This window comes from Sphingobium sp., assembly GCF_041987595.1.
Taxonomy (GTDB): Bacteria; Pseudomonadota; Alphaproteobacteria; order Sphingomonadales; family Sphingomonadaceae; genus Sphingobium.
In genome coordinates this window covers 71,372-95,643 of the sequence record NZ_JBHIWJ010000002.1, presented here as the reverse complement: position 1 = coordinate 95,643, position 24,272 = coordinate 71,372, and the positions used below count along the sequence as shown (strand labels likewise).

Below are 24,272 nucleotides of genomic sequence, written 5' to 3'. Positions count from 1 at the left end.
CGCTTCAGCTGCCGCGCACCGCTACATAAATGCCGACGGCGATCACGATAAGGGCGAAGATCCGCTCCAGCATGCCCTTGCTCGCCGCGAGCCTGCGCCCCAGCGCGATGCCGACGCCCGATCCGGCGACCCCGCCCGCGATCATGAGGGCGACGAGCAGCCAGTCGACATAGCCCGACAAGGCGTAGGAGGCCGCCGTGGTCAGCCCCAGCGCCGTGACGACCACCAGCGAGGTGCCGACTGCGTTTTTAAGGGGCATGGCCGTCGCCATCATCAGACCGGGCACGATCAGAAAGCCGCCGCCGATGCCGAAAAACCCGGCCGCCAGTCCGACGCCGAGGCCGATCGGCACAAGGCGGGGGAGCAGGGTCGACGCCGTAGCGCGGGACAGGCGGACATCGGGGGCCTCCACGGTCCGTCTCTTCCGCAGCATCGAAAGACCGACGCCGATCATCAGCAGGCCGAACAGCATCAGCAGCCTCTTGCCGTCCACCGCCTTGCCGATCTCCGCGCCGATCGCGGCCCCGGCGACGCCCGCCGCGGCAAAGACAAGGGCGCAGGGCCATTTCACCGTGCCGGCGCGGGCATGACCGATCAGGCTGGCGGCGGCATTGGCGGCCACCGCGACTGCCGCCGTGCCGATGGCGGCATGGGCGGAACTTACCCCAACCACATATACCAGCAGCGGCACGGCGAGGATCGATCCGCCCCCGCCGACAAGGCCGAGCACGAGGCCGATGACCGCGCCCGATGCAAGGGCTGCCGCAATCATGACCGGGGGCATCATCGATTCAGGCCCGTAGCGCGCGGCGGTTCCATGGCATCAGCCGCAGCAGCTTCGCCATGCCGCACCATCCCGTGGCGCCCGCCATCATCAGCCCCGCGCCGACAAAGGCGGACAGGCCGAAAAAGGCCGGCGCAACAAGAAATCCCAGCAGCACGCCCAGCAGCACCAGCCCGCCCGCCGCCAGTTGGACCTGCCGCATGACCTCGATCGGCTGGCGGCGATCCATGATGGTGGGCAGGCCCGCCGCACGCCAGCCGTCAAGGCCGCCTTCCAGTATCTGGCAGGCTGTACCCCGCGCCGCCGCGGCAAGCGCCGAGGCGTTGGCCTGCGTCCGCATCCCCGACTTGCAGTGAAAGATGATCGGCCCTGTGACGCTGGGCAGATCGCCAAGACGCGCCAGCGGCACATGGACGGCGCCCTTGATGTTTTCACGGGCATGTTCATCGGCATCACGGATATCGACGAGCGTGGCGCCCGCCGCCATGGCATTCGCCGCTTCTTGCGGCGTGACCGTTTTGATCGACATCAACGTCATTCCTTGCAGAAGATGGTGTAGAGACTGGCGAGCAATTGCTCCGTCCGCGGATCGGCAATGCGATACCAGAGCGTCTGGCTTTCCCGGCGAAAGGCGACCAGCTGCTCTTCGCGCATGCGGGCGAGATGCTGGGACAGGGCAGACTGCGACAGCCCCACCTCCCGCGCCAGGTCGGTCACGTTCATCTCGCCATGTTCGACCAGCTTGCACAACAGCATCAGGCGCCGGGCATTGCCCATCGCTTTCAACAGGGTCGACACCTCCCCCGCCTTCTTCTCAAAGGTGGAAAGGTCCATCGGCGGACGGATCATCGCTTCACTCCATTAGATATTGCTAATTTAGCAAATTATAATATATTGTCAAGCGAAATGGAGGACCACATGAACAGCCAGCCCCAGATCCAGGCCTTTTCGACGAGGCGACCTTTACGGTGAGCTATCTGGTCGCCGACCCTGAAACCCGCGAGGCGGCCGTCATCGACCCGGTGATGGATTTCGACGTCGCCAGCGGGGAAGCGGACACGCGCTCGGCCGATCGGATGCTGGCATTCGCGCAGGAACAGGGCTGGCGGATCGTTCTGGTGCTGGAAACCCACGCCCATGCCGATCATCTGTCGGCAGCGCCCTATATCCAGACAAAAACCGGCGCGCCGATCGGCATTGGCGAGCATATCCGCGACGTGCAGAAAATCTTCCGCCCCGTCTTCGGGCTGGACGAACTGCGGACCGACGGCTCGGACTTCGATCGCCTGTTCGGCGACGGAGAGCAATTCGCTATCGGCGCGCTCCGGTTCACCGTCATGCACGTCCCCGGCCATACGCCCGCCGACATCGCCTATCTGGTCGGCGATGCCGCCTTTGTCGGCGACACCCTGTTCATGCCTGATTATGGCACGGCCCGCGCCGATTTTCCCGGCGGCGACGCCCGCACCCTCTATCGTTCGATCCGCAAGCTGCTTGGCCTGCCCGGCGAGACCCGCCTGTTCCTGTGCCATGACTATAAGGCGCCGGGCCGTGACGAGTATCGCTGGGAAACGACAGTGGCGGAGGAGCGGCGGGCGAGCATCCATGTCCATGACGGCGTGGACGAGGACAGTTTCGTGACCATGCGCGAGGCGCGGGATGCCACGCTGGCGGTCCCCCGTCTGCTGCTGCCGTCCATTCAGGTCAATATCCGCGCCGGGCGCTTTCCGGAAGCCGAAAGCAACGGGGTCCGCTATCTGAAGATTCCGGTCAGGACGAAGGCCGGTTGAGCCGCACCGTTGGCAAGCGGCAAAAAATGGATGGAGGCGACAATGCCGCAAATATCGTCTGGGTTCACTGAGCGCCCGGCCCGACCGGAAAGAAGGCGAGCCAGTCAGAGTTTGAGCCGGACGGTATCGGCTTCATGCGCAGTTGATCGAACGTTCACGGCGTAATGGAGCGATATAATGCACAGATCAGGGCATAGTCGTACAGGCGACGGCGTCCCGGCTCTATGATGGCGTCATGCCCGTCGGCATCGGGATGGCAGCTTCAGCCATCGAAAATGGTCTCGTCGCACCCGAATCCTGTTTGACCCTGAAGGCGGTGATAGCGTGATCGGCCAATCTCTCACAACGCATCACAAGGACTAACAGGCGTGCACGTCACGGACAGCCTATCATGAGGACATTCACCATCAGCCTGCAGGGATCATCCACATGTCGAACACACCACCCGAAACCGGCACTCTGCAACGCCGGGATTTTCTGCGCCTGACGGCTGCTGCCACGGCAACGCTGACCGCCGGAGCCGGACAGGCCCGCGCCGCCGTTCCTGCCCTGCCCGCAATCAGGCAGGTCAATGCGGGCGTGCTCAATATCGGTTATCTGGACTATGGCCCCGCCGCCGGCGCGCCGGTGCTGCTGTTCCATGGCTGGCCCTATGACATACACGCCTTTGCCGAGGTCGCACCGCTGCTCGCCGCCAGGGGCCATCGCGTCATCGTTCCCCATTTGCGCGGCCATGGCAGCACGGTGTTCCGGTCGGCGGAGGCGCCGCGCAACGGCCAGCAGGCGGCGCTCGCTGCCGACGGCATCGCGCTGATGGATGCGCTGGGCATCCGGCGGGCGGTGGTCGCGGGCTTCGACTGGGGCGCGCGCACCGCCGACATCATGGCGGTGCTGTGGCCGGAGCGGTGCCGGGCGCTGGTATCGGTCAGCGGTTATCTGATCGGCAGTCAGGCTGCGAACGCCAGGCCGCTTGCCCCTGCGCAGGAGCTGCAATGGTGGTATCAATTCTACTTCGCGACCGAGCGCGGCAAAGCCGGCTATGCCGCCAACACCAAGGCGTTCAACCGCCAGATCTGGCAGCAGGCCTCGCCCGACTGGGCGTTCGACGATGCGACCTTCGAGCGGTCGGCGACGTCCTTCGAAAATCCCGATCATGTCGCGATCGTCATTCACAATTATCGTTGGCGGCTGGGTCTGGCGCAAGGCGAAAACCGCTATGATGCAGCCGAAGCGACACTAGCCTCCGCTCCGCCGGTGACGATCCCCGCCATCACCATGGAGGGCGACCGGAACGGTGCGCCGCATCCCGCGCCAGAGCAATATCGCGCCAAATTCGTCGGCCCCTATGAACATCGCACGATCGGCGGCGGCATTGGGCACAATCTGCCGCAGGAGGCGCCGGCCGCCTTCGCGCACGCAGTGCTGGACGTCAGCGGGAGGACAGCATGATCCGCACCGGGACGCTGGCGCTCGCCATCACGATCTTCGGGGTCTCCACCCTGTCCGCTGCCAAGCGGACGCGGGAGGAAGCCTCGCCCGTCTACGGCGTAACTTTGCCCAAAGGTTATCGCCACTGGACGCTCATCAGCGTGGCGCAGGAAAATGGCAGGCATAACGACATCCGCGCCATTCTCGGCAACGCCATTGCCGTTAAGGCCTTTCGCGAAAAGCGGCGCCCTTTCCCCGACGGCGCAGTCATCGTGCGGCTCGCCTGGCGCTACCAATCCTCGCCGCGCAATGACGCGGTCTTTCCGGCGCCGCAATCCTTCATCGCCGGGGAGCCGACCAATATTCAGGTCAGCGTCAAGGACAGCAGGCGTTATCCCGGCAGCGGCGGATGGGGCTATGGCCAATTCGAAAGGGGGATCGCCAATCCCAGTGCCACGCTGGCGCAAAGCTGCTTCGCCTGCCACGCAAAGCTGAAAAAGGGTGACGATCTGGTGTTTACAGATTGGGCGCCCTGATCCTCCACCGGTCAAAACCCGGCCCCGGCAACATCTCTGTGGTGCCGGGGCCGGGCGTGCGAGCCGGTTTGGGGAGGTGGGGACGACCGGCGCCGCACATCTTAGGGCGCCGTGGCCGCCTTCTCGATCAGCGCCACGACCTGTTCGGGGTGGGAAATCATCAGCACATGGGACGCGCCTTTCACCACCACCGTCTGCCGTGATCGGGCACGTTCAGCCATGAACGCCATGGCCGCAGGCGGTATATTTCTGTCGCCGTCGCCATAGATGAACCAGGATGGAATATGCTTCCATGCCGGCGCGCTTTCCGGCTCGTTCAGCGCGGCCTCGGCGATCGGACGTTGCCCCGCCGCCATCAGGCGCGCCGCTTGCGCGGGCACGTCCGCCGCGAACTGGGCGGGGAAGAGATTCTGCCGGATATAAAGGTCGTTGCCGCCGCTGCTAAGCTTTACCGGCGGCGCCAGCGTCGGCCCAAGCGTGCTGCCGGGGAATTTGCCGGTGAGGCCCAGCGCAGTTTCCCCCTCCTCCGGCGCAAAGGCGGCGACATAGACCAACGCCTTCACATTGGCCGCGCCTCTGCCCGTCTCCCCACTGCCTGCTTCGCTGATGACCGATCCGCCATAGCTATGGCCGACAAGGACCACCGGGCCATCCACGCTCTTCGCCACATCGGCGACGACATCGGCATCGGCGCGCACGCCGCGCAGCGGATTGGGCGCCGCGATGACCCGATAGCCGTCCCGCTGCAACCGGGCGGTGACGCCGTTCCAGCTCGACGAATCCGCAAAGGCGCCGTGCACCAGAAGGATGGTCGGTTTGGCCGTGGATTGCGCCTGCGCGGTCGACGCCATCAGCGCCATGGCGAGCGCCAGCCCGCCGCTTATGATTTTCTTCACGAGCGCTCCCTTCAGACCAGCGTGACGATGGCGTCGATATTGCCCTTGATCGCCTTCGAATAGGGACAGGTACGATGCGCCGCTTCGATGATCTGCCGCGCCAGCTCCGGCGCTAGTCCGGGCACATGCACCTTCAGCCGCGCTGCGAGCGTATAGCCGTCCTCACCGTGACGCAGTTCGACCTCGGCATCGATGGCGAGCGCGTCGGGCAGCGCCACGCCCTTCGCCTTGGCGGCGAGGCCCATCGCGCCTTCGAAACAGGCCGACCAGCCGGCCGCGAACAGCTGTTCGGGATTGGTGCCCTGCCCCGGGCCGCCGGGGGTCGAGAGTTTGAGATCGAGCCGGCCATCGGAACTTCTTGCGGCGCCTTCGCGCCCGCCGGTGACATGGACATGGGCGGTATAGAGTGTCTTGGGGTCGGACATGTTTCTTCTCCTTGAATTATGGTGTCAGCGCAATGGGCGATAAGGCATCACGCGGCGATGGCGCCCGCGACTGCTGCCGCGCCTCTCAGAGCCGCGCCCGCTGCGAACTGACGTCGCGATACGGTCAACTGGCCGCTCATCATTACCTCCTGCATTCCGGATGATTGCCCGGAACATAGGGGAAAGGCGGCGAGATGCCCGTTAGCTGTGGCGAGACGCCGTTAGGACGCGCAAACGGGAACTAACAGCGCTTAACGCGTGAAAGCGTAACAGGCGGCCTATGCTGCAGCGATGCAATCGAAAGGATCGGTTGTTCCGGAGACACCATATGCCTCATCCCCGCCCGATCGGCTTCATCGCCACAGCCGTTGCCGCCGCCGGTATCGTCACCGCCGCCTGCTGCACCGAAGCCGTAACGTCCGCCAAGGCGAACGCCCTGCCCTTCGGCGCCACCACGCAGCCGATCAGTGCGCTGGAAAAGGCCGGCGCGCCTTGGCTGATGGACGTGCCCGGGGGCGCCCGTTCGCTGCGCGGCAAGGTGGTGCTGATCAATTTCTGGACCTACAGCTGCATCAATTCCCTGCGGACGCTTCCCTATCTGAAGGCGTGGAACGAGCGCTACCGGGACAAGGGGCTGATAGTCGTCGGGGTTCATGCCCCCGAATTCGGATTTGAGCATGATGCCGCCAGGGACCGGCTCGCCCTTCGGCAATTGGGCGTCACCTGGCCCAATATTCAGGACAATGATTTTACGATCTGGCGGGACTATGCCAATCAGGGCTGGCCGGGCTTCGCCTTCGTCGACGCGAAGGGTCATCTGCGCGCCTATCGCGTCGGGGAGGGACGCTATGACGGGAGCGAGCAATTGATCCGCCAGTTACTGACCGAAGCCGGGCAGGACGTGTCCGATGTGCCCCTGGCGCCGGTAAAGGGCACGGGTATCGAGGCGGAAGCCGACTGGGCGGATCTCCGCTCCCCCGAAACCTATCTCGGTTACGACAAGGCGGAGGGATTCCGCTCGCCGGGCGGTTGGCTCGGAAATCGGTCAAAGGCTTACGCCCCGGCTCCAGATCTTCCGCTGAACGGCTGGGACCTCGCCGGCGACTGGAATATCGGCGCCGAGTTCACGACCCCGACCAGCGCGGGCGGCACTCTGCGTTACCGCTTCCATGCCCGCGACGTTCATCTGGTGCTGGGCGGGGCGGCGGATGGACGGCCGGTACGGTTCCGCCTGACCATCGACGGAGCGGCGCCCGGTGCCAGCCATGGCGCAGACGTCGACGCCGACGGCTGGGGCGAGGTGCGGGAGGACCGGCTTTACCAGCTTATCCGACAGAGCGGCGCGATCCGCGACCGCACCGTTGCGATCCGCTTCGAAAAGCCCGGCATCCGCGCCTATGTCTTCACATTCGGCTGAAAATCCGCGCCTTCCTTATGGCCTGACGATGAAGGGTCATGCTCCAACTGGCTTTGCTTTTCGTATTTTCCGGGTCGTCGGATGATTCCATCTGACCTGAAAATGCTCTAGGACCGCGCGCAAACAGCCGTGAGGTGAGCGGACCTGCGGCGCTATCGCAGAGGGCGCGGCGCGGTCATGACGAATATTGAACAGCGGTCGGCGGGCGAGCGGATTGGCTTTGGCCGCTTTGCCCTGTTCCCCGGCGCGCGCCTGCTGACGCGGGATGGCGAGCCGGTGGAGATTGGCGGCCGCTCGCTCGACCTGCTGATTGCGCTGGCCGAGCAGCCCGGTCGCGTCCTGTCCAAACGCGAGTTGCTCAAACGCGTGTGGAGCGACGTGGTAGTGGAGGACGGCAGTCTGCGCTTCCACATGGCCGGGCTGCGTCGTCTGCTGGGCGACGGCAGGGATGGCGCACGCTATATCGCGACGCAGGTGGGCGTGGGCTATGCCTTCGTCGCGACCGTGGAGCGGGATGCGGCGCCTGACCCGCCATCGCTGGGAGCCACCCCAGCCCACAGCCCGTCTGCGACGAACCTGCCCCCACGCCAGCCCGACCTTATCGGGCGGGAACGCGACATCCCCCTGCTGAAGGAGCGGATCGCCAGAACGCAGCTCTTCACCATCCTCGGGCCAGGCGGCGTCGGGAAGACGTCACTGGCGATCGAGATGGGTCATATTCTGGCTGAGAGCTTTGCCGGTCAGGTCGCCTTCGTCGACTTCAGCATGTTGGAGAATCCCGCGCTGGTGCCCGGCATGATCGCCGGCGCCATGGGCCTTGCGGTGCAGGGCGACGATCCATTGGCGGTGATGCTGGGCCATATGCGCGCCGCGCCCTTTCTGCTGTTGCTGGACAATTGCGAGCATCTGATCGAGCCGGTCGCGCTGCTGGTGGAGCGACTGGTCGAGGCGGCGCCCCATGTCCGCGTCCTCACCACATCCCGCGAGCCGCTGCGCGTGCGCGGCGAACATATCCACCGGCTCGACGCGCTCGCCTGCCCTGAGGACGATGCCGGCCTGACGCTGACGGAGCTGCTCGCCTTCCCGGCCGTGCAATTGTTCCATGACCGTGCCCGTGCCGCCGACAGCGGCCTGGAGATTGACCTGGACGCCGCGCGGCTGATTGCCGCCATATGCCGCCAGCTGGACGGCATCGCGCTGGCCATCGAACTGGCCGCGGTGCGCGTCGCCTCCCACGGCCTCCATGCCACCGCGCGGCAGCTGGACGAACGGTTCGGCCTCGGCTGGGTCGGGCGCCGTACCGCTCAGCCGCGCCAGCAGACATTGCAGGCCATGCTCGACTGGAGCTATGATCTCCTTTCCGGCATCGAGCGGATCGTGCTTGAACGACTGTCCGTCTTCGTCGGACCCTTCTCGGTCGATTCCGCGCTGGCAGTGGTCGCCGATGCCGATCTGGACAGCGACGCCGTCGTAGCCGCGCTGGACGAACTGGTCCTGAAATCGCTGGTTTCCCCCGGACGATCCCGGGGGGCAGGCAGCTATCGGCTGCTGGAAATAACCCGCGCCTACGCGAAACGGAAACTGCGTTCGCATGGTGATGCCGTTTTCCATGCCATGGCGCAACGCCATGCCGCCTATTTCCTTGCCGAACTGGAGGCTGCTGCCGCGCAGGATGAGGATGTGTGGCAGGATCCCCGTCCGCTGCGTCAGCAGTTGGGCAATATCCGCTGCGCCCTGGACTGGAGCTTCGGCTTTCGGGGCGGCAACCCCGCAAGCCTTCGGCTGGCGGCCGCCAGCGCGCCGGTCTTTCTCAGCCTCTCTCATTTCGCCGAGTGCCAGATCTGGTGCGCCCGGGCGCTGGATGCGATGGAGGAGGGCCAGCATGGCACGGCGCTCGAAATGGAATTGCAGGGCGCGCTCGGCCTGACCCTGATGTTCAGCCGGGGCAGCACGCCTGCGGCAGAGACGGCTCTGTCCCGCGCGCTGGCGGTAGCAACCAGCCTCGACGATCCGTGGGGCCAGTTGCGAATGCTCGGCCGCCTCCACATCTTCCATGAGCGGATCGGCGCCTGCGCCATCGCGCAGGTCCATGCCAGCCGCGCCCTCGACATTGCCAGGGACATCGGCAATGCCGAAGCGCTCGGCGTGGCACGGTCACTCACCGGCATCTCCCACTATCTTGCCGGCGATCAGCGGCGCGCGCTTGAGGATCTGGAACGCGCTCTTGCCGATTGTCCGATGTTCAGCCGCAGCCGCATGATCCGCTATGGCTTTGATCATCGCGTGCGGACGACCATTGCGCTGGCGCGAACGCTCTGGCTGTCGGGCCAGGCGGAACGGGCGACCGCTCTTACCCGTCAGGCGATAGAACTCGCCGTCCGGCTGGATCAGCCCGTCACTCATTGCATCGCGCTGATCTGGTCCCTCGCCCTCCATATCTGGAAGGAGGATTTCGACGCAGCGCAGGAGGCGATGGCGGCCTTTGCCGAATGTGCCAGAGTGAATGCGCTGGGGCCTTATGTCAGCGCAGCCATCGCGTTCCGCGCGGACCTTGCCATTCGGCAGGGAACGGAAGAAGGATCCCCCGAAGAGATCGAGCATAGCCTTATCCGGCTGCGCGAGGTGCGCTACGAGCTGTTGACGACGCATTTTTCGCTTGCCCTCGCCCGAGGCCTTTTGCGCGACCAACGGCTGCACGAGGCTGCGGAGGCAATCGATGGCGCCATTACGCGCTGCCTAAGCATCGGGGAAGGCTTTGCCATGTCCGAGCTCTTGGCTGTAAAGGCGGATATCGCGCATGCTGCCGGTAAGCCGGAAGACTCTATCACGCTGCTGGAGCAGGCTCTGGACGTCAGCCGCAAGCAGGGCGCCCGGGCATGGACCCTGAAGGTGGTCTGGAAGCTGGCGGCACAACTGGTCGAACAGGATCGGCCGGAGGACGCGATTCACCGGCTCGAACAGGCGCTGGAAGAAATGTCGGGCTCGGAATTTCCGCCGGAATTGCGCCGCGTGCGGAATCTGCTGGCGGAACTTACATCGGAGCGGTGAGCGTTCGCCACCGACACTGGTCGGCGCCCAGCGCCGCCGATGCAGCGCTGGGGCCGTGGACACGCTGCCGCGACAGCGTCTTCCCCGTCGCTCTAGCGGTTGCAGCTTTCCGCGACATCCCGGTAAAATCAGGGGAGTGGACAGCCAAAAAGGAGATATTTTCCAGCTAGTATCTCCCGGCTGACGTACGCCGCGCGGAGCAACTGGATACGGCCGAAAGAATAAGCCGTTGCGAGGCTTCGATCTTTTACGGCGAAGTTCGGCTGGAGGATGAGTGATGCAGAGGAAATCCGACGATCGGCATTCTGAACAGGATGAAGTCGAAGTTGGCCCCCGTATCCGGATAATTGGGGGGTGACGAGCGGGACGCGCTTCACGCTCCGGCCCCGCCCGCCATTTTTTCTCGGATCGGTTCTCAGGCTGCCTCTCTTCGTGGCGTCAGATCGGCCTCCCACTGATCCAGTTGCCGCCTCAGGACCCGTGTCAGTCTGCGCAGGCGCGCCAGCTCGGCTCGATCCGCCCTTCCTGTGGTCGTCAGCATAACCTGGAATCGGTTGAGTCGCTCCTGCTCTCCTCGCAGATATGCCAGAAATCGATGCGACATGGCTCAGTTCGAACTCTCGTCGAGGCCGCGCAGCGCATTCATCACATCATCGACCGAGAATGGACGCCGCACATTGGGTGGCTTCCTCAGGGCAGGTCTGCCCTCAACCGCATGGGCATCCGAGGCCCAGGAGGCCAGGATGGATCGCTTTACCTCCGGTTCGAATTGAGGATGGTGGACCACCTCCAAGGGGTGTTGAAAATGGGAGAGGGACATTGCTTTGCCTCCTTTCTTCCTATCCTCTTCCTTCCGCGGCCGACAACCACGGCCGCGATCGGAAATTATGCACTTCTCCGATGTTCTTCAAGGCCCTTCGGGCGTATCGGCCGGTACTGGCGCCTCTCCCAATGGCTTCATTCCAGCAAAACTTCGATGCGGACAGTCAGCAACCCGGCGCATGATGCACCCATTCGACGCGCGGCAATAGTCGGCTTTCGAATCGCCGACTTTGCATGCGAAAACCCTAGTTTTTCAAGGTGACGATTTGCAGCCCACCGGGCTTTTGTGAAGGATTGGATGCGTTGTTCTTCCGAGGCTTTTCAGCCTTGGGTTTTCGAACTTCGCGGTTGGATCTTTTTTGACTTTTGGCCATCTTGGCGCTCCTTCAAAGAATGTTATGGATTTAGGGTAAGGTCGGGGCGATGATGCGTTTTGGACGACCCGTATCAACCTTTGCAACACGGGTCCGCGGTCATTGCATCAGTAGCGACTGAAACCGAACCAGAGCGCTTCCGCATCCTCCAACGCCTCGAACATGTCTGCTTCCGCATGCGTGCGATCAAGATAGCCGCGTACCCTATCAGGGTCGCCCGAACGGGGAAAAGTCCGGTCGCCTGCCGCAACGCGGGCCAGATCTCCTATCCAGCCTGGTCGACTGTGCTGCCCTATCAACCAGGCGCCAAATTGCTCAATCTGAACAGTCATACATGCATCCCATCACGGCCGTTGCAGAGGGCCGGCAGCCGGTTCGCCCAAGGTGTCGCTGGCGCGCATCCGCGCCTCTTCCTCGTCCTCCCGCCGAAATTCCAGCGCAATCGCTGTATCTTCCGCGCTGAGCCTATCCGGCTGCCCCGCTTCCCGCGCGTCCGCCTCCCTGGCTTGAGCATCCCACGCGGTTGCGGCCGCCAGCGCAATCGTCCGCACTTTTTCAAGGGGAGCCGCGGCAGCAACCCGCCGATGATGCGCTGCCTGCTGCCGGCACATTGCTGAACTGTTGAACATGACTGATCTACCGCCTGTGGCTGGAGTGCGTGTTTCGAATCCAGAGAGGAACCCAGCGCCAGTCCCTGGGCGGAGGATCATCAGAGGGGGAGCTCCGCTCCGCTGGCGGACCAGCCGAAACCAACCTGCCCCGCGCTGCATTTCGATCCCGGCGCAATGCCGTCTCCAGATCCCGCCAATCGACCTGATGATGTTCGATGGTAGCGCCTGTTCGGATACGCAGCGTCGTCGCCGTTCGCCTGAAGGCCGTATGAACAAGGCCTTCTATCGTTTCTTCGTCCGTTTCAACCACATAGGAGCCGGCTGGCAAAAGCGCCTCGAAGCCCGGCAGGTGGAAGGGTGCGGAAAAAGTCATCGACTTGCACGTGGTGCGGATGGTCATGACGGCGTCGCATCGGCAAGGCCTGCGTTTCCCAGATCATCGGACATTTGCGCTTTCTCCCGTTTGCAGGCGGGAGCACGTTGGTCTCTCTGTCACAACATGCCTGCGGCATGATCGGGGTGATGGCGGGTTATACCATGGAATGTTCGCCAGACCTGCATCTATTCGTCCGCGCCGCATCAGCGGATAAACGAGCCGCCTAGAATCTCCTGCCGGACGCACCGGCCAAAGAGCCGTCGCCGTCGACTGGCCCTTCGGCCACCGCCGCTTCGGTGGTGATCAGCAGCCCGGCGATGGAAGCCGCGTCCTGCAAGGCCGTCCGGACGACCTTGGTTGGATCGATAACGCCCGACTGGAACAGGTTCTCATATTGCTCGCTCTGCGCATTGAACCCCAGATTTTCGTCTTGCCCGTCCAGCAAGCGGCCTGCGACCACGCCCCCGTCATATCCGGCATTCTGCGCGATCTGGCGGAGCGGCGCCTGAAGCGCTCTACGGATAATGTCGATGCCGCGCCGCTGATCGTCATTGACGGGGTCAAGACTGTCCAGCGCTTTCGACGCATAAAGCAGAGCGGTGCCGCCGCCCGGCAATATGCCTTCCTCCACTGCCGCGCGGGTCGCGTGCAAAGCATCCTCCACCCGATCCTTGCGCTCCTTGACCTCCGGCTCGGATGACCCGCCGACCTTGATCACGGCGACGCCACCGGCCAGCTTGGCAAGGCGTTCCTGGAGCTTCTCGCGGTCATAATCGCTTGTGCTGGAATCGATCTGCGCCTGAAGCGCCGCGACGCGCGCCGTGATAGCTTCCGGACTGCCCGCGCCGTCGATGATCGTGCAGTGATCCTTGGTGATCGTCACGCGCTTGGCTGTGCCCAGCCTGTCCAGCGTGACGCTCTCCAGCCTGACGCCAAGATCCTCGGCAACGATATCGGCTGCCGTCAATATGGCCAGATCCTCCAGCATCGCCTTGCGGCGATCGCCGAAGCCCGGCGCCCTGACCGCGGCGACCTTCAATCCCCCGCGAAGCTTGTTGACGACCAGCGTCGACAGCGCATCCCCTTCAATATCCTCGGCGATGACGAGCAGCGACCTAGTCGATTTGGCAACCGCTTCCAATAGCGGCAGCATCGCCTGCACATTGCCCATCTTCTGATCGTGAATCAGGATGAGGGGGTCCTCCAGCTCGACCGTCATCGTCTCGCTGTTGGTGACGAAATAGGGCGACAGGTAACCGCGATCAAACTGCATACCCTCGACAACATCCAGCTCGAACTCGACGCTCGCTCCTTCCTCGATCGTGATGACGCCTTCCTTGCCGACCTTCTCTATCGCCTCGGCGATCCGGTTGCCGATGATCTCGTCGCCATTGGCCGAAACGATGCCGACCTGGGCGATTTCCTGATTGTTCGATACCGGTTTGGACCGGGCCTTGAGTTCGGCAACGACGGCCGTGACGGCAAGGTCGATGCCGCGCTTGAGATCCATCGGATCCATGCCCGCAGATACCGATTTCATCCCCTCCCGCACAATTGCCTGGGCAAGGACGGTGGCCGTCGTGGTCCCGTCCCCGGCATGATCGTGCGCTCTCGACGCGACAGCGCGGATCATCTGCGCGCCCATATTTTCAAACTTGTCCTTGAATTCCATTTCCCTGGCAACGGTAACGCCGTCCTTGGTGATCCGGGGCGCGCCGAAACCCCGGTCGATCAGGACGTTGCGCCCCTTGGGGCCGAGCGTCACACGCACGGAATTGGCAAGAATGTCGACGCCGCGCGCGATGCCTTCGCGAGCTTCGTGCGCAAATTTCACGTCTTTGGCTGTCATGGCTAGGGTCCGACTTTCCTCGTGCTGGTCCGCGACCCGTTCGTCGCTTTCACAAGCGGAAGCCAGCGCTGCCAATTTGCGAGCTGACAGTCCCAATCCGACCGCCAATCGACCATGATATGCGCCCTGCCGGACTCAATAACAAGCTCGACCCGTGCCGGAATTATCGAACGCCGTTGATCGGCCGGGATGACAGGGTCTCTGATCCGGCCCATCATTCCTTTGAAACGCGGTCCGCTCCATGACAGCAGGACCGTTGCCATCGTTTCGAATTGCCGACGTCTATTTCCCGGAACAGCTGCTACATTTGTCACGGGCCGGTCGGGTGCTGGAAGAAGGCTTCAGGTCCCGCAACATTCGGTCTGCTGATCGAACTGCGTGGTGGTGATGCGATCGCGCCCCCCCTGCTTGCTCACGTAAAGCTGCCGATCCGCCTCGATCATCCAACGATCTGCCGGGACATTGGGACGGCAGCGCGCGCTGGCGACACCGATGCTGACGGTGATGAACGGGCTGACCCGCGACTGGCTGTGGGGGATATTGAGCGATTGTATCTGAAGCCTGATTTCCTGGGCAACCAGTTCGGCGCTCTGCGGATCCGCACCAGGCAGGATGCAGGCGAATTCCTCGCCCCCGTAGCGGGCCGGGAGGTCCGTCGCGCGCTTGACTGCGCGCGCCAGCGCAGCGGCGACCATGGCAATGCAGCGGTCCCCCGCGAGATGCCCATATGTGTCGTTGAACTGTTTGAAGAAATCGATGTCGAGCATGATCACCGATAGCCATTCGCCCGTCCGGGTCAGCCGCGCTGCTTCTGTCTGCAGCGATCGCTCCATATGTCGGCGGTTGCTGAGCCCCGTGAGCGCATCGGTCACGGCCATGGTCGCCAGTTGATCGCGCAGCCGCTTGAGCTCGACATGGTTGCCGACGCGGGCGCGCAGGATCGCTGGCTGGATCGGCTTGGTGACATAGTCGATGGCGCCCAGCGAAAGGCCGCGCATCTCATCCTCCGTGTCGCCGAGTCCGGTCGTGAAGATGACCGGTATGTCAGCCAGCAGGCTGTCAGCCTTGAGCTGGCGGCAGACTTCGAACCCGTCGATATCCGGCATCAGGACGTCCAGCAGGACAAGATCCGGCTGCACCGTCCGCGCGGCGTCCAGAGCCTGTTTCCCTGATGTCGCAAAGCAGATTTCGTAATCGTCCTCCAATATGGCGTTCATGATTTCGATATTCGATATTTCATCGTCTACGATCAGGATGGTCGCTCTGCTCATGATGTCGCTCCCGCGCGGTCGAGGGAGAGAGGTTCGTCGCCGGCCGCGAAGGCATCGGCTTCGATCAGTGCGAGCGCCGTTTCATAATCCAGTTCCTCCAGCGCGCGGTGCACCGGATGGCCGGTGCGCTGCTCCGCAGTCAGCCCCATGGCCTGAGCCAGCCGTTCGAAGCTGGCGCGCGCGCCAAGGCTACGACGATGCAGCAGTCCGCGCAGTTCATCTCGAGCCATTCCGACAAGGCCGTCCTCCGGTGCCACCCTGGCTGCGGTGATCACGGGCTGTCGAGCGCCCGACAGGCTGCGGGCAGCAGCAATGGCCGGTGCGATGGACATTTCCAGATCGATGACGTTGGCAAGGGCCTGGGCGGTCTCGCCCGCGGCCAGCTTCCGCTCGATCTCGGAAGCGATTTGCTGGACGCGGACGAGTTCAAGCGAGCCGGCCACCCCCTTCAGACCATGGGCCAGACGACGCGCATCCGGGAGCAGGCCCGTCGCCATATGGACCCGCAGATCCTGCGCGACGCTTGCATAGGTATCGCCGAAGGCGACGATCAGCTTTCGCAGCAGGCCGGCCTTTCCGTTGACGCGTGCCAGAGCCGCCGGAAGGTCGAACGGCGGCAAGCAGTCGGGCAGCAGCTTGGTATCGGCAACCGGCTGGGCCAGCGGTGATGGATCCGCCACCATCCTGTCCGCCTTCAGCCAGCGGTCGAGCACCCGTACCAGAATGGATGGCTCGATGGGCTTGGCGATGTGATCGTTCATGCCAGCAGCAATGCAGCGCTGCTTCTCTTCCTCATAGGCATGGGCCGTCAGCGCAATGATCGGCAGATGATCGTCGCGCCAGTGCTGACGAATGATGGAGGTGGCGGTGATGCCGTCCATTTCCGGCATCTGCACGTCCATGAGCACGGCCGCATAGCTTGCCCCCTTGTCGCGCACCATGTCGCAGGCGATGCGGCCATTTTCCGCACAGTCCACCTCCAATCCCGCATCGCCCAGCAATTCGGTCGCGATCTCCCGATTGATAAGATTGTCTTCAACCAGCAGCACGCGCAGTCCGCGCAGCGCTTCAGCCACCATCGGCAGGGCTGCCGTGGCGGGGGATATGGCAGGCTCAGCGGCCGCGCGATCCTGCGCAAATATCTCGGCGATTGTATCCAGCAACATCTTGGGCAGGACCGGTTTGGTCAGGAACGCGGCGACCTTCTTCGTATCGATGCCGTTCAACAGATCGTCCGCCCCGTATGCGGTGATGATCAGGGCCTTGGGACAAGGGTGCCTTAGCGCCCTGTCGCGCAGCGCCTCAACCGTTTCCATCCCGTCCATGCCTGGCATCTTCCAGTCGAGCAGGGCCAGATCATAGGGTTCGTTCCGTTCATCGGCATGTTCGATCGCCGCAATCGCCTCGCTGCCGGACGCGACCAGATCCACGGCCATGTCCCACCCGGCGAAGATATCATGGATGATCTGCCGCGATGCCGGATTGTCGTCCGCCGCCAGAAGGCGGAGCCGGCGGATGTGCGCGGGCATGTGCATCTTCGGTCCCGTCGCGTTGTCGTCGGCGTCCAACAGCATGTGACAGATGAAGGTGCTGCCATGGCCGGGTGCGCTTTCCACTTCGATGCTGCCGCCCATCTGCTCGACGATCTGCCGGCAGATGGCAAGGCCAAGGCCAGTCCCGCCAAAGCGGCGCGTCGTCGAGCTGTCCGCCTGGGTGAAGGAATGAAACAGTCCCTTCTGCTGTTCGGATGTCATGCCGATACCAGTATCGCGAACCGACAGCTTCAGCCTGATCCGACCATTATGCCCGGAAGCGGAAAGGCCCACGGTAACAGTCCCTTCACGGGAAAATTTGACGGCGTTGCTCATCAGGTTGAGCACAACCTGGCAGAAGCGCATTTCGTCGCCGATCAGCCTTTCGGGCACACCGGCATCGAGCTGGTAGACGATCTTCACCTGATTGGCCTCGGCATCGGCGGCCACCAGCTGAATCTGATTCTCGATCGCGGTGCGCAGATCGAAGGGATGCGCTTCCAGCGTCAGCTTACCCGCTTCATTCTTGGAGAAATCGAGAATGTCGTTGATCAATCGCAACAGCGACACGCCCGCGTGACTGATCTTGCCGACATAATCCTGCTGCCTGGGATTTAGGTCGGTCCGCGCCACCAGATGACAGAAGCCGAGAATGGCATTCATCGGGGTACGGATTTCATGGCTCATATTGGCAAGGAACAGGCTCTTTGCACGATTGGCCTCCTCGGCCTCGCGCGTACGCGCCTCCAGTGCGTGATTCTTGGCGAGGATTTCTTCGCCCATTTTCTGGTTACGCTGGAAGCTTTCCACCAGCCTGTCGCTCAGCCAGACCAGCACGGCTGTCTGGAAAGCGACGATCCCCGCATGCAGCAGTACCCGTTCCAGATTGCCCTGGCCGGGAAAAACCGCGTAGGGCAACATATGCAGCAGCAGCAAATGGTGCAGCGCCGTTGCAGTCGCCGCGGTGACGATTGCGCGCTTGTCACACCACGCGATCGTCAATGCCAGCATGGCAAAGAAATACATGTGCATGTCCATCTGCCATGGATGGTCGCGCAGCAGGAACAGCAGCAGGGCGGGTTCGCCCATCAGCGCTATAGCGGACAAATAGCGCGTGGCAGGCGCAATGCCCTGGCGCCACCAGGTCAGATGATAGGCTCCCGCCAGCACGAAGCCGGCCAGTGCGGCGCCCATCGGGGAATGGCCGGTCGACAGCGCCACTGTCGCGAGCAGCGGCACATGCGCCCATAACAGGGGCACGAGAAACCGGCCGAAATGAAATCGCAATTTGTCCAGTTCGATAGTCATATTGTCTGCCCCACCGACAATGGTTCGCCGCATCCGCGCCGCACAGGCATCGCAATCACGGCCCAGGCGCCAGCCTTGCGCAACGCTGCCGCGAAATTCGGCCGGTTCGATCCTGCAATGATCATGTTGGAAAAGCGGCCCATCCCGATAAGGCCGCCCTCGGCCGACCTGACAAGGTCGATGGTTTGGGCACGCGAAGCGCCGGGAGACGCAATCACGAGATAGCGGCCCGAACCGCTGCCGCTCATGATCCAGGCCGCGGAAAGTCCGGTCAATCCTGCAAGCAGCAGCAAGGCGGCAGGACCATAGACGGAAACGGCCCCTGATGTCGGGCGCGACGATCTTTCGCGGACCGCGAGCGAATGGCTTTTCAATCTGTTGGAAGCGCCTGCCTTGTGCATGGCGCCAATAGACCAGAGAAGCCTTTTATATTGGTTAAGACCGGATTGCCTTTGAATGTCTGCAACAATCGGGAACCGCGACGATCTTCCAATGCGCCACGCGTCATGGGCCCCGCGGCGAACGGTCTTGCTGCGCGGTCTCGTCGCGGCCGGCCACGCGGCACTGAGGGGATATCGACACGGCTTTCGCCCGGCCGATATGGCCCACCTGCGCGTGGCCTTCGAACAGCGGTGGGCCTTCCCCTGACTACTAGAAATCGGCCGCTGAACCGCGGAAAAGGGCGGCAGGTTGCCCAAACCCCTCCCCCTTTGAACCGCACCGGCAACCTTCAATCAAAGTTTGACGGAGCGGCCCATATACATGAAGCGCACGATATTGTCGTATATGGCGTCGCCTTTTTAAAATGGGGGACGTCCAGTTCGCCATAGTTTTCCTTGACGGCGATGGAAGACGGATTGAAGTCCGGAATGGAGTTCAGGAAGGTTTCACCGCTCTTCACCGTGTCGTCATAGGCCTAACATGCCTTTGCCTGATAATATTCGGTGCCGAGCGCAAAGGCGACGGGACCGCCCGGCAAGTCGAACCATTGCGACCTGTCGCCCGCCTGATTGGCGTTGATGTCGAACTGACTGGCGCATAGCGCCCGACAGCCGATAGGTGCCGGGGTCGCCATAGCTGGTGACCCTGCCTTGGCATCCGGTAAAAGCCCCTCAAAATCCCGCTTCAGCACGGAATTGACCACGCCCGCCATCGCCTCGGAGTCATGTGCCCGATTGGCGGGCGATATCCCGCCGGGTTCCGTACCAAGTCGTGCGAGGCAGATATTACATCTCCTTCTCAACAGACGGTGTCTTGATCGGACATGCAAGCAGACTTCGATCAGAGGCGGGCGTTTACAAGCATCATCCGGCTATGTTCTGCGACGCCGAATTGGGCATAGTCCGTCCCGATACCCGATTGTTTCGCGAAAGGCATCGGCAAGGCCGCCGAGAAGGCACCATGTTGATTGACCCACGCGGTACCGCATTCCATTCTTTCGGCAAGGCGGAGACCATGCTCGACATCGGCGGTCCAGATCGAACCGCCCAGCCCCATCTCGCCCCGATTGGCGTCGCGCAGCGCCGCTTCCTCGTCGCGAAAGGGGATAAGCGGCAAGACAGGCCCGAACTGCTCCTCGTCGACCAGCGCCACGCCATGGTCCACATTTCCAACCAGAGTTGGCGGCACGAACAGGCCCGCCCCCCCATGACGCTGCGCACCGCACAGGATCGCGCCCCCACGATCCACGGCATCGTCGATCAGATGCCATACCCGCTCGAACTGCTTGCGGTTTTGTATCGGGGTCATCGTCGTTGCAGCATCGAAGCAGGATCCCGGGCGCGCCGCCCTTAACCGTTCGCCAAGGCCCTTCACGACCGCATCATAAACGGTTTCGTGGACATAGAGCCGCTTGACGCAGGCGCAGAATTGCCCGGCATTCTCCAGCGATATCCGATAGACGGCATCGCAGAGCAGGTCGATATTCGCATCGGGCAACACGATCGCAGCGTCGTTGCCTCCCAGTTCCAGCGTCAGCCGTTTGAGAGTGGGTGCGGCCGCAGCCGCGATCAGGCGCCCGGTCGCCGTCGACCCGGTGAAGGAAATCTTGGCGATGCGGGGATGGGTCGTCATCGCCGCTCCGACCTGAGCGTCGCCGGTGATCACATTGAAGACACCGCGCGGGAAGATGTCGCGGGCGATCATGCCCATGTAAAGGGCCGAAAGCGGTGTGAAGGGCGAAGGGCGCAATATCTGCGTGTCGCCCGCAAGCAGCGCATTGGCGATCTTCGCCACCGCAAGGATAACCGGGCCGTTCCATGGCGCGATCGCACCGACCACACCCAGCGGCTTGTGTGTCAGACGGGCGCGCATCGGGCCGAGTTCATAGCGCGTTTCCGCCAGTTCCTGCGCGGCGATGGTGCGCACATAATCGACGGCAAAGAATATCTCGCTCATGGCACGGCGCAAGGGCCGCCCCGCCTCCGCCGCGATCAGCAGCGCCAGCGTCACCCGCGCGTCCCACAAACGGTCCGCGAACGTTTCGAGCAGGTTGCGCCGCTCTGTCCAGGGTGCGCCCGCCCATGCCGGGAAAGCCGCCCGCGCTGCATCGACCGCCTGGTCGACATGATGGAGGCCAGCGTCAGGGGATTGCGCGATCACCTGTTCGTCGCAGGCATGGATGACATCGACCAGCGCTACGGGGTCAGCATCGGCGCCATCGATCGTCATGGCGAGCGACAGTCCTTCGATCCATGCGGGAATATCCGCCGGAACATGCGCGTAAATATCGTCAAAATCCTGCATCGGACATCCCCTGCTGAAGCCCCGCCAGTCTAGCCGCGCCCGGCATCACTGAAGAGAGCCCGATCGGAATTTATCCGCAAGGCGGAGATCGGCCCCCTGCCCGATGGCCCGCGCGGAAGGCTGGCGCCAGACCAGCGCCCGGATGATCGGAGGGTATGAGTCATGGCGAAATGGCTGAAGCGCGCCGCAACGACGGAACATAGGGCGGATGCGGACCGAAAGGTGCGCGATATTGTGGAAGCCACTCTGGCGGATATCGAGGCGCGCGGCGACGAGGCCGTTCGCGACCTGTCGATTCGCTTCGACGGATGGGACCGCGACGATTATCGGCTGAGCGATGCGGAGATCCAGGCCTGCATCGACACCCTCTCTCCACAGGACGTCAAGGATATCGAGTTTGCGCAGACGCAGGTACGCAACTTCGCCCGCATCCAGCGCGCAAGCATGGCCGACGTCGAAGTCGAGACGCTCCCCGGTGTCATATTGGGCCATCGAAACATTCCGTTAAACTCTGCAGGCTGCTATGTTCCGGGCGGCAAATATCCGCTGCTCGCATCGGCCCATATGTCGGTCATTACCGCGAAGGTGGCGGGCGTGCCTCAGGTGATCACCTGCGCGCCGCCCTTTCAGGGAAGGCCTGCCCCCGCGATCGTCGCAGCGCAGGCGATGGCGGGCGCAGACGCCATCTATGCCCTGGGTGGCATCCAGGCAGTGGGCGCGATGGCGATCGGCACCCAGAGCATCGATCCGGTCGATATCCTTGTCGGGCCTGGCAATGCCTTCGTCGCGGAAGCCAAACGCCAGCTCTACGGGCGCGTCGGCATCGACCTGTTCGCCGGGCCAACCGAAACGCTGATCATCGCCGACGAGAGTGTCGACGGCGAATTGTGCGCGACCGACATATTGGGACAGGTCGAACATGGCCCCGACAGTCCCGGCATCCTCCTGACCGATTCCGAAAAGCTGGCGCGCGATACCATGCAGGAAATCGAGCGGCTGCTGACCGTGCTGCCCACCGCCGGGCATGCACGCAAGGCGTGGGAAACGTATGGCGAAGTGATCATTGCCGACAGCCGGGAGGAGATGGTACGCATCGCTGACGAAATCGCATCGGAACATGTGCAGGTGATGACCGCCGACCCCGACTATTTTCTTGAGAACATGACAAACTACGGCGCCCTGTTCCTTGGACCGCGCACCAATGTTGCCTATGGCGACAAGGTGATCGGTACCAACCATACGCTGCCGACGCGCAGGGCGGCGCGCTACACCGGCGGTTTGTGGGTGGGCAAATTCCTGAAAACCTGCACCTATCAGAAAGTCGTCACCGACGAGGCCTCCACGCTGCTCGGCGAATATTGCAGCCGCCTGTGTGCGCTGGAGGGTTTTGCCGGACATGGCGAGCAGGCCAATATCCGCGTGCGGCGCCATGGCGGGCGGGACATTCCCTATGCGGGCGTCGCCCTGCAGGTCGAGCGGCCAGATGACTGAGTCCAGGTCCCTGCCCCGCACCCCCAGCTTCCGCCTGGACGGCCGCCGCGCATTGGTGACGGGCGCCGGCCGGGGCATCGGCGTGGCGCTTGCGGCCGCTCTTGCCGAGGCGGGGGCTGAGGTCATGTTGGTTGCGCGCAGTGGAGAGGAAGTCGCGCGCGCCGCCCATGCGATCCGGCAGGCCGGCGGCCGGGCGGAGGGCCATGTTCTGGACGTGTCCGATATGTCGGCAGTCCACGGCTTTTTCGAGGCGCGGGCCGCTTTCCATATTCTGGTAAACAATGCCGGAACCAACCGGCCGATGCCGATGTGGGAAGTCAGTGAAGCCGACTATGACGCGGTGCTTGACCTTAATCTGAAGAGCGCCTTCTTCGTGGCGCAGGCCTGTGTGCGGCGGATGCTGGCGGATGGGACAGGCGGATCGCTGATCCATGTGGGGTCGCAGATGGGCCATGTCGGCGGGCCGAACCGATCGCTCTATTGCGCCTCCAAATGGGCACTGGAGGGCATGAACAAGAGCTTCGCACTCGATCTCGCGCCCCATGGCATCCGGTCCAACATCATTGCACCTACCTTCATAGATACGCCGTTGACTCGTCCTTTTTTCGAGGATGCCGCGTTTCGGACAAGTGTGCTGGACAAGATCAAGCTCGGCCGTGTCGGCACGGTCGAGGATCTGATGGGCGCCGCCCTGTTTCTCGCATCCGACGCATCTGCGCTGATGACAGGCTCCAGCCTGGTGGTCGACGGCGGCTGGACCGCCGACTGACGGGATCAGAGATAGCGCGACAGCACATCGCGCGTCGGCTCGTCCCGCTGACGCGCGGCAATCTTGTCCGGGGACAACCAGGCAAACTCGGCGCCGTGGTCATGGTCGGCGGCGAAGATGTCGCAGGCCCAATCCGCGATCGTTTCCACATGGTCGCCGATCACGTTGACCCAGCGTTCCCGCGCCGCCTTTTCCGGACCAGCCGCCATGTGCGCATGTTCGCGCAGGAAACCCTCCGTCATAACCAGGCCGGGACTGATCGCCCCCACCAACACCGGCCCGCCCGCCGTTTCCGCAGCGAAGGATCGGGTCATGAACTGAAGCGCGCGCTTGGTCGTTGCATAGCCGATCATGCCCGGCACCGGCTGCCCATCCGCGCCCGCACCCAGCACGTTGTAAATGCGTCCTCCGCCTTGCGCGCTCATGCCCCTCAGCGCGCTCTGGCAGCCATGCATGGCGCCCAGCAGGTTGATCGCCAACATCTTGCTGAAATCCTGGGAAGGCAGCGTCGCAAGCCCCTGCCCCGTCAGCGCCAACCCTGCATTGTTGATCCAAAGGTCGACCGAGCCGAACCGTTCCACCGCGCCGTCCCACAGCGCCTGAACCTGCCCGGCATCGGTCACGTCGCAGCCAAGGCCGAGCGCATCCGGCGCAATCTCCGCCGCGACCTTGGCGCTGTCCCGCCCACTCTGCGCGGCGATCACGACGCGATAGCCGCGTCGCGCCAGTTCGGCGGCGATACCCCGGCCGAGTCCTCTGGTGCTGCCGGTCACAATGGCGGTCTTTCCCATGGTCTTTCT

At 63.4% G+C, this 24,272-nt stretch carries 22 protein-coding genes; 7 read left to right on the top strand and 15 right to left on the bottom strand.

The annotated features are described in order from the left end of the window. Positions 1 to 4 precede the first annotated feature (4 nt). The 3 genes from ACFC3J_RS01045 to ACFC3J_RS01035 are packed head-to-tail and all read right to left on the bottom strand — an operon-like array spanning position 5 to position 1,633. On the bottom strand, positions 5 to 772 hold the full coding sequence (locus tag ACFC3J_RS01045) for a sulfite exporter TauE/SafE family protein (RefSeq protein ID WP_375194362.1): 768 nt from the start codon (positions 770 to 772) through the stop codon (positions 5 to 7). A 19-nt stretch (positions 773 to 791) separates the two neighbouring features. After that, the gene (locus ACFC3J_RS01040) at positions 792 to 1,313 is read right to left on the bottom strand and encodes a rhodanese-like domain-containing protein (protein ID WP_375194361.1); all 522 of its coding nucleotides are present in this window, start codon (positions 1,311 to 1,313) and stop codon (positions 792 to 794) included. Positions 1,314 to 1,318: 5 nt separating this feature from the next. Then, complete coding sequence (locus tag ACFC3J_RS01035) at positions 1,319 to 1,633, bottom strand: ArsR/SmtB family transcription factor (protein ID WP_375194360.1); 315 nt, start codon at positions 1,631 to 1,633, stop codon at positions 1,319 to 1,321. Positions 1,634 to 1,752: 119 nt separating this feature from the next. Between ACFC3J_RS01035 and ACFC3J_RS01030 the strand changes: the two genes are divergently transcribed. The 3 genes from ACFC3J_RS01030 to ACFC3J_RS01020 all read left to right on the top strand — a co-directional run bounded on the left by ACFC3J_RS01030 (position 1,753) and on the right by ACFC3J_RS01020 (position 4,538). Next, complete coding sequence (locus tag ACFC3J_RS01030; RefSeq protein WP_375194359.1) at positions 1,753 to 2,574, top strand: MBL fold metallo-hydrolase; 822 nt, start codon at positions 1,753 to 1,755, stop codon at positions 2,572 to 2,574. Positions 2,575 to 3,003: 429 nt separating this feature from the next. After that, the gene (locus ACFC3J_RS01025; RefSeq protein WP_375194358.1) at positions 3,004 to 4,023 is read left to right on the top strand and encodes an alpha/beta fold hydrolase; all 1,020 of its coding nucleotides are present in this window, start codon (positions 3,004 to 3,006) and stop codon (positions 4,021 to 4,023) included. Further along, positions 4,020 to 4,538 carry a cytochrome P460 family protein gene (locus ACFC3J_RS01020; RefSeq protein WP_375194357.1) on the top strand — a complete coding sequence of 173 codons (519 nt, stop codon included), beginning with the start codon at positions 4,020 to 4,022 and terminating at the stop codon, positions 4,536 to 4,538. Before ACFC3J_RS01025 ends, ACFC3J_RS01020 begins: the two co-directional genes overlap by 4 nt. A gap of 101 nt (positions 4,539 to 4,639) precedes the next feature. Here the strand turns inward: ACFC3J_RS01020 and ACFC3J_RS01015 are convergent, their stop codons facing one another. Beyond that, the gene (locus tag ACFC3J_RS01015; RefSeq protein ID WP_375194356.1) at positions 4,640 to 5,434 is read right to left on the bottom strand and encodes an alpha/beta fold hydrolase; all 795 of its coding nucleotides are present in this window, start codon (positions 5,432 to 5,434) and stop codon (positions 4,640 to 4,642) included. A gap of 11 nt (positions 5,435 to 5,445) precedes the next feature. Further along, entirely contained in the window at positions 5,446 to 5,859 is a 414-nt protein-coding gene (locus ACFC3J_RS01010) for an organic hydroperoxide resistance protein (RefSeq protein WP_375194355.1), read from the bottom strand. Positions 5,860 to 6,187: 328 nt separating this feature from the next. Here ACFC3J_RS01010 and ACFC3J_RS01005 point away from each other — a divergent pair, with 328 nt between their 5' ends. Then, entirely contained in the window at positions 6,188 to 7,276 is a 1,089-nt protein-coding gene (locus tag ACFC3J_RS01005) for a thioredoxin (RefSeq protein ID WP_375194354.1), read from the top strand. 177 nt (positions 7,277 to 7,453) lie between these two features. Then, positions 7,454 to 10,324: a winged helix-turn-helix domain-containing protein gene (locus ACFC3J_RS01000; RefSeq protein ID WP_375194353.1), complete on the top strand. Its 2,871-nt coding sequence runs from the start codon at positions 7,454 to 7,456 to the stop codon at positions 10,322 to 10,324. A gap of 1,067 nt (positions 10,325 to 11,391) precedes the next feature. On the opposite strand, the gene ACFC3J_RS00995 is transcribed toward ACFC3J_RS01000, so the two are convergent. The 9 genes from ACFC3J_RS00995 to ACFC3J_RS00955 all read right to left on the bottom strand — a co-directional run bounded on the left by ACFC3J_RS00995 (position 11,392) and on the right by ACFC3J_RS00955 (position 21,212). Next, positions 11,392 to 11,520 (bottom strand): hypothetical protein, encoded by a 129-nt coding sequence (locus ACFC3J_RS00995; protein WP_375194352.1) that lies wholly within the window; start codon positions 11,518 to 11,520, stop codon positions 11,392 to 11,394. Between the two features lie 107 nt (positions 11,521 to 11,627). Next, positions 11,628 to 11,852, bottom strand: coding sequence for a hypothetical protein (locus ACFC3J_RS00990; RefSeq protein ID WP_375194351.1), 225 nt, complete (start codon positions 11,850 to 11,852; stop codon positions 11,628 to 11,630). Between the two features lie 12 nt (positions 11,853 to 11,864). Continuing rightward, a complete protein-coding gene (locus tag ACFC3J_RS00985; RefSeq protein ID WP_375194350.1) occupies positions 11,865 to 12,071 on the bottom strand; it encodes a hypothetical protein in 207 nt (68 codons plus the stop codon). A 659-nt stretch (positions 12,072 to 12,730) separates the two neighbouring features. Next, a complete protein-coding gene (groL, locus tag ACFC3J_RS00980; protein WP_375194349.1) occupies positions 12,731 to 14,356 on the bottom strand; it encodes a chaperonin GroEL in 1,626 nt (541 codons plus the stop codon). 341 nt (positions 14,357 to 14,697) lie between these two features. Further along, the gene (locus ACFC3J_RS00975) at positions 14,698 to 15,627 is read right to left on the bottom strand and encodes a diguanylate cyclase (RefSeq protein WP_375194348.1); all 930 of its coding nucleotides are present in this window, start codon (positions 15,625 to 15,627) and stop codon (positions 14,698 to 14,700) included. Further along, entirely contained in the window at positions 15,624 to 18,467 is a 2,844-nt protein-coding gene (locus tag ACFC3J_RS00970) for a response regulator (RefSeq protein ID WP_375194347.1), read from the bottom strand. Before ACFC3J_RS00970 ends, ACFC3J_RS00975 begins: the two co-directional genes overlap by 4 nt. Further along, positions 18,464 to 18,868 (bottom strand): hypothetical protein, encoded by a 405-nt coding sequence (locus ACFC3J_RS00965; RefSeq protein ID WP_375194346.1) that lies wholly within the window; start codon positions 18,866 to 18,868, stop codon positions 18,464 to 18,466. The genes ACFC3J_RS00970 and ACFC3J_RS00965 overlap by 4 nt, the downstream gene beginning before the upstream one ends. Positions 18,869 to 19,383: 515 nt before the next feature. Next, positions 19,384 to 19,542: a hypothetical protein gene (locus ACFC3J_RS00960; RefSeq protein ID WP_375194345.1), complete on the bottom strand. Its 159-nt coding sequence runs from the start codon at positions 19,540 to 19,542 to the stop codon at positions 19,384 to 19,386. A gap of 206 nt (positions 19,543 to 19,748) precedes the next feature. After that, positions 19,749 to 21,212, bottom strand: coding sequence for an aldehyde dehydrogenase family protein (locus tag ACFC3J_RS00955; protein WP_375194344.1), 1,464 nt, complete (start codon positions 21,210 to 21,212; stop codon positions 19,749 to 19,751). 162 nt (positions 21,213 to 21,374) lie between these two features. Between ACFC3J_RS00955 and hisD the strand changes: the two genes are divergently transcribed. Together hisD and ACFC3J_RS00945 are read left to right on the top strand one after the other, a co-directional pair. Continuing rightward, on the top strand, positions 21,375 to 22,703 hold the full coding sequence (hisD, locus tag ACFC3J_RS00950) for a histidinol dehydrogenase (RefSeq protein WP_375194343.1): 1,329 nt from the start codon (positions 21,375 to 21,377) through the stop codon (positions 22,701 to 22,703). Beyond that, entirely contained in the window at positions 22,696 to 23,472 is a 777-nt protein-coding gene (locus ACFC3J_RS00945) for an SDR family NAD(P)-dependent oxidoreductase (RefSeq protein WP_375194342.1), read from the top strand. Before hisD ends, ACFC3J_RS00945 begins: the two co-directional genes overlap by 8 nt. A 5-nt stretch (positions 23,473 to 23,477) precedes the next feature. Here the strand turns inward: ACFC3J_RS00945 and ACFC3J_RS00940 are convergent, their stop codons facing one another. Continuing rightward, a complete protein-coding gene (locus ACFC3J_RS00940) occupies positions 23,478 to 24,263 on the bottom strand; it encodes an SDR family oxidoreductase (protein ID WP_375194341.1) in 786 nt (261 codons plus the stop codon). Positions 24,264 to 24,272: the final 9 nt, after the last annotated feature.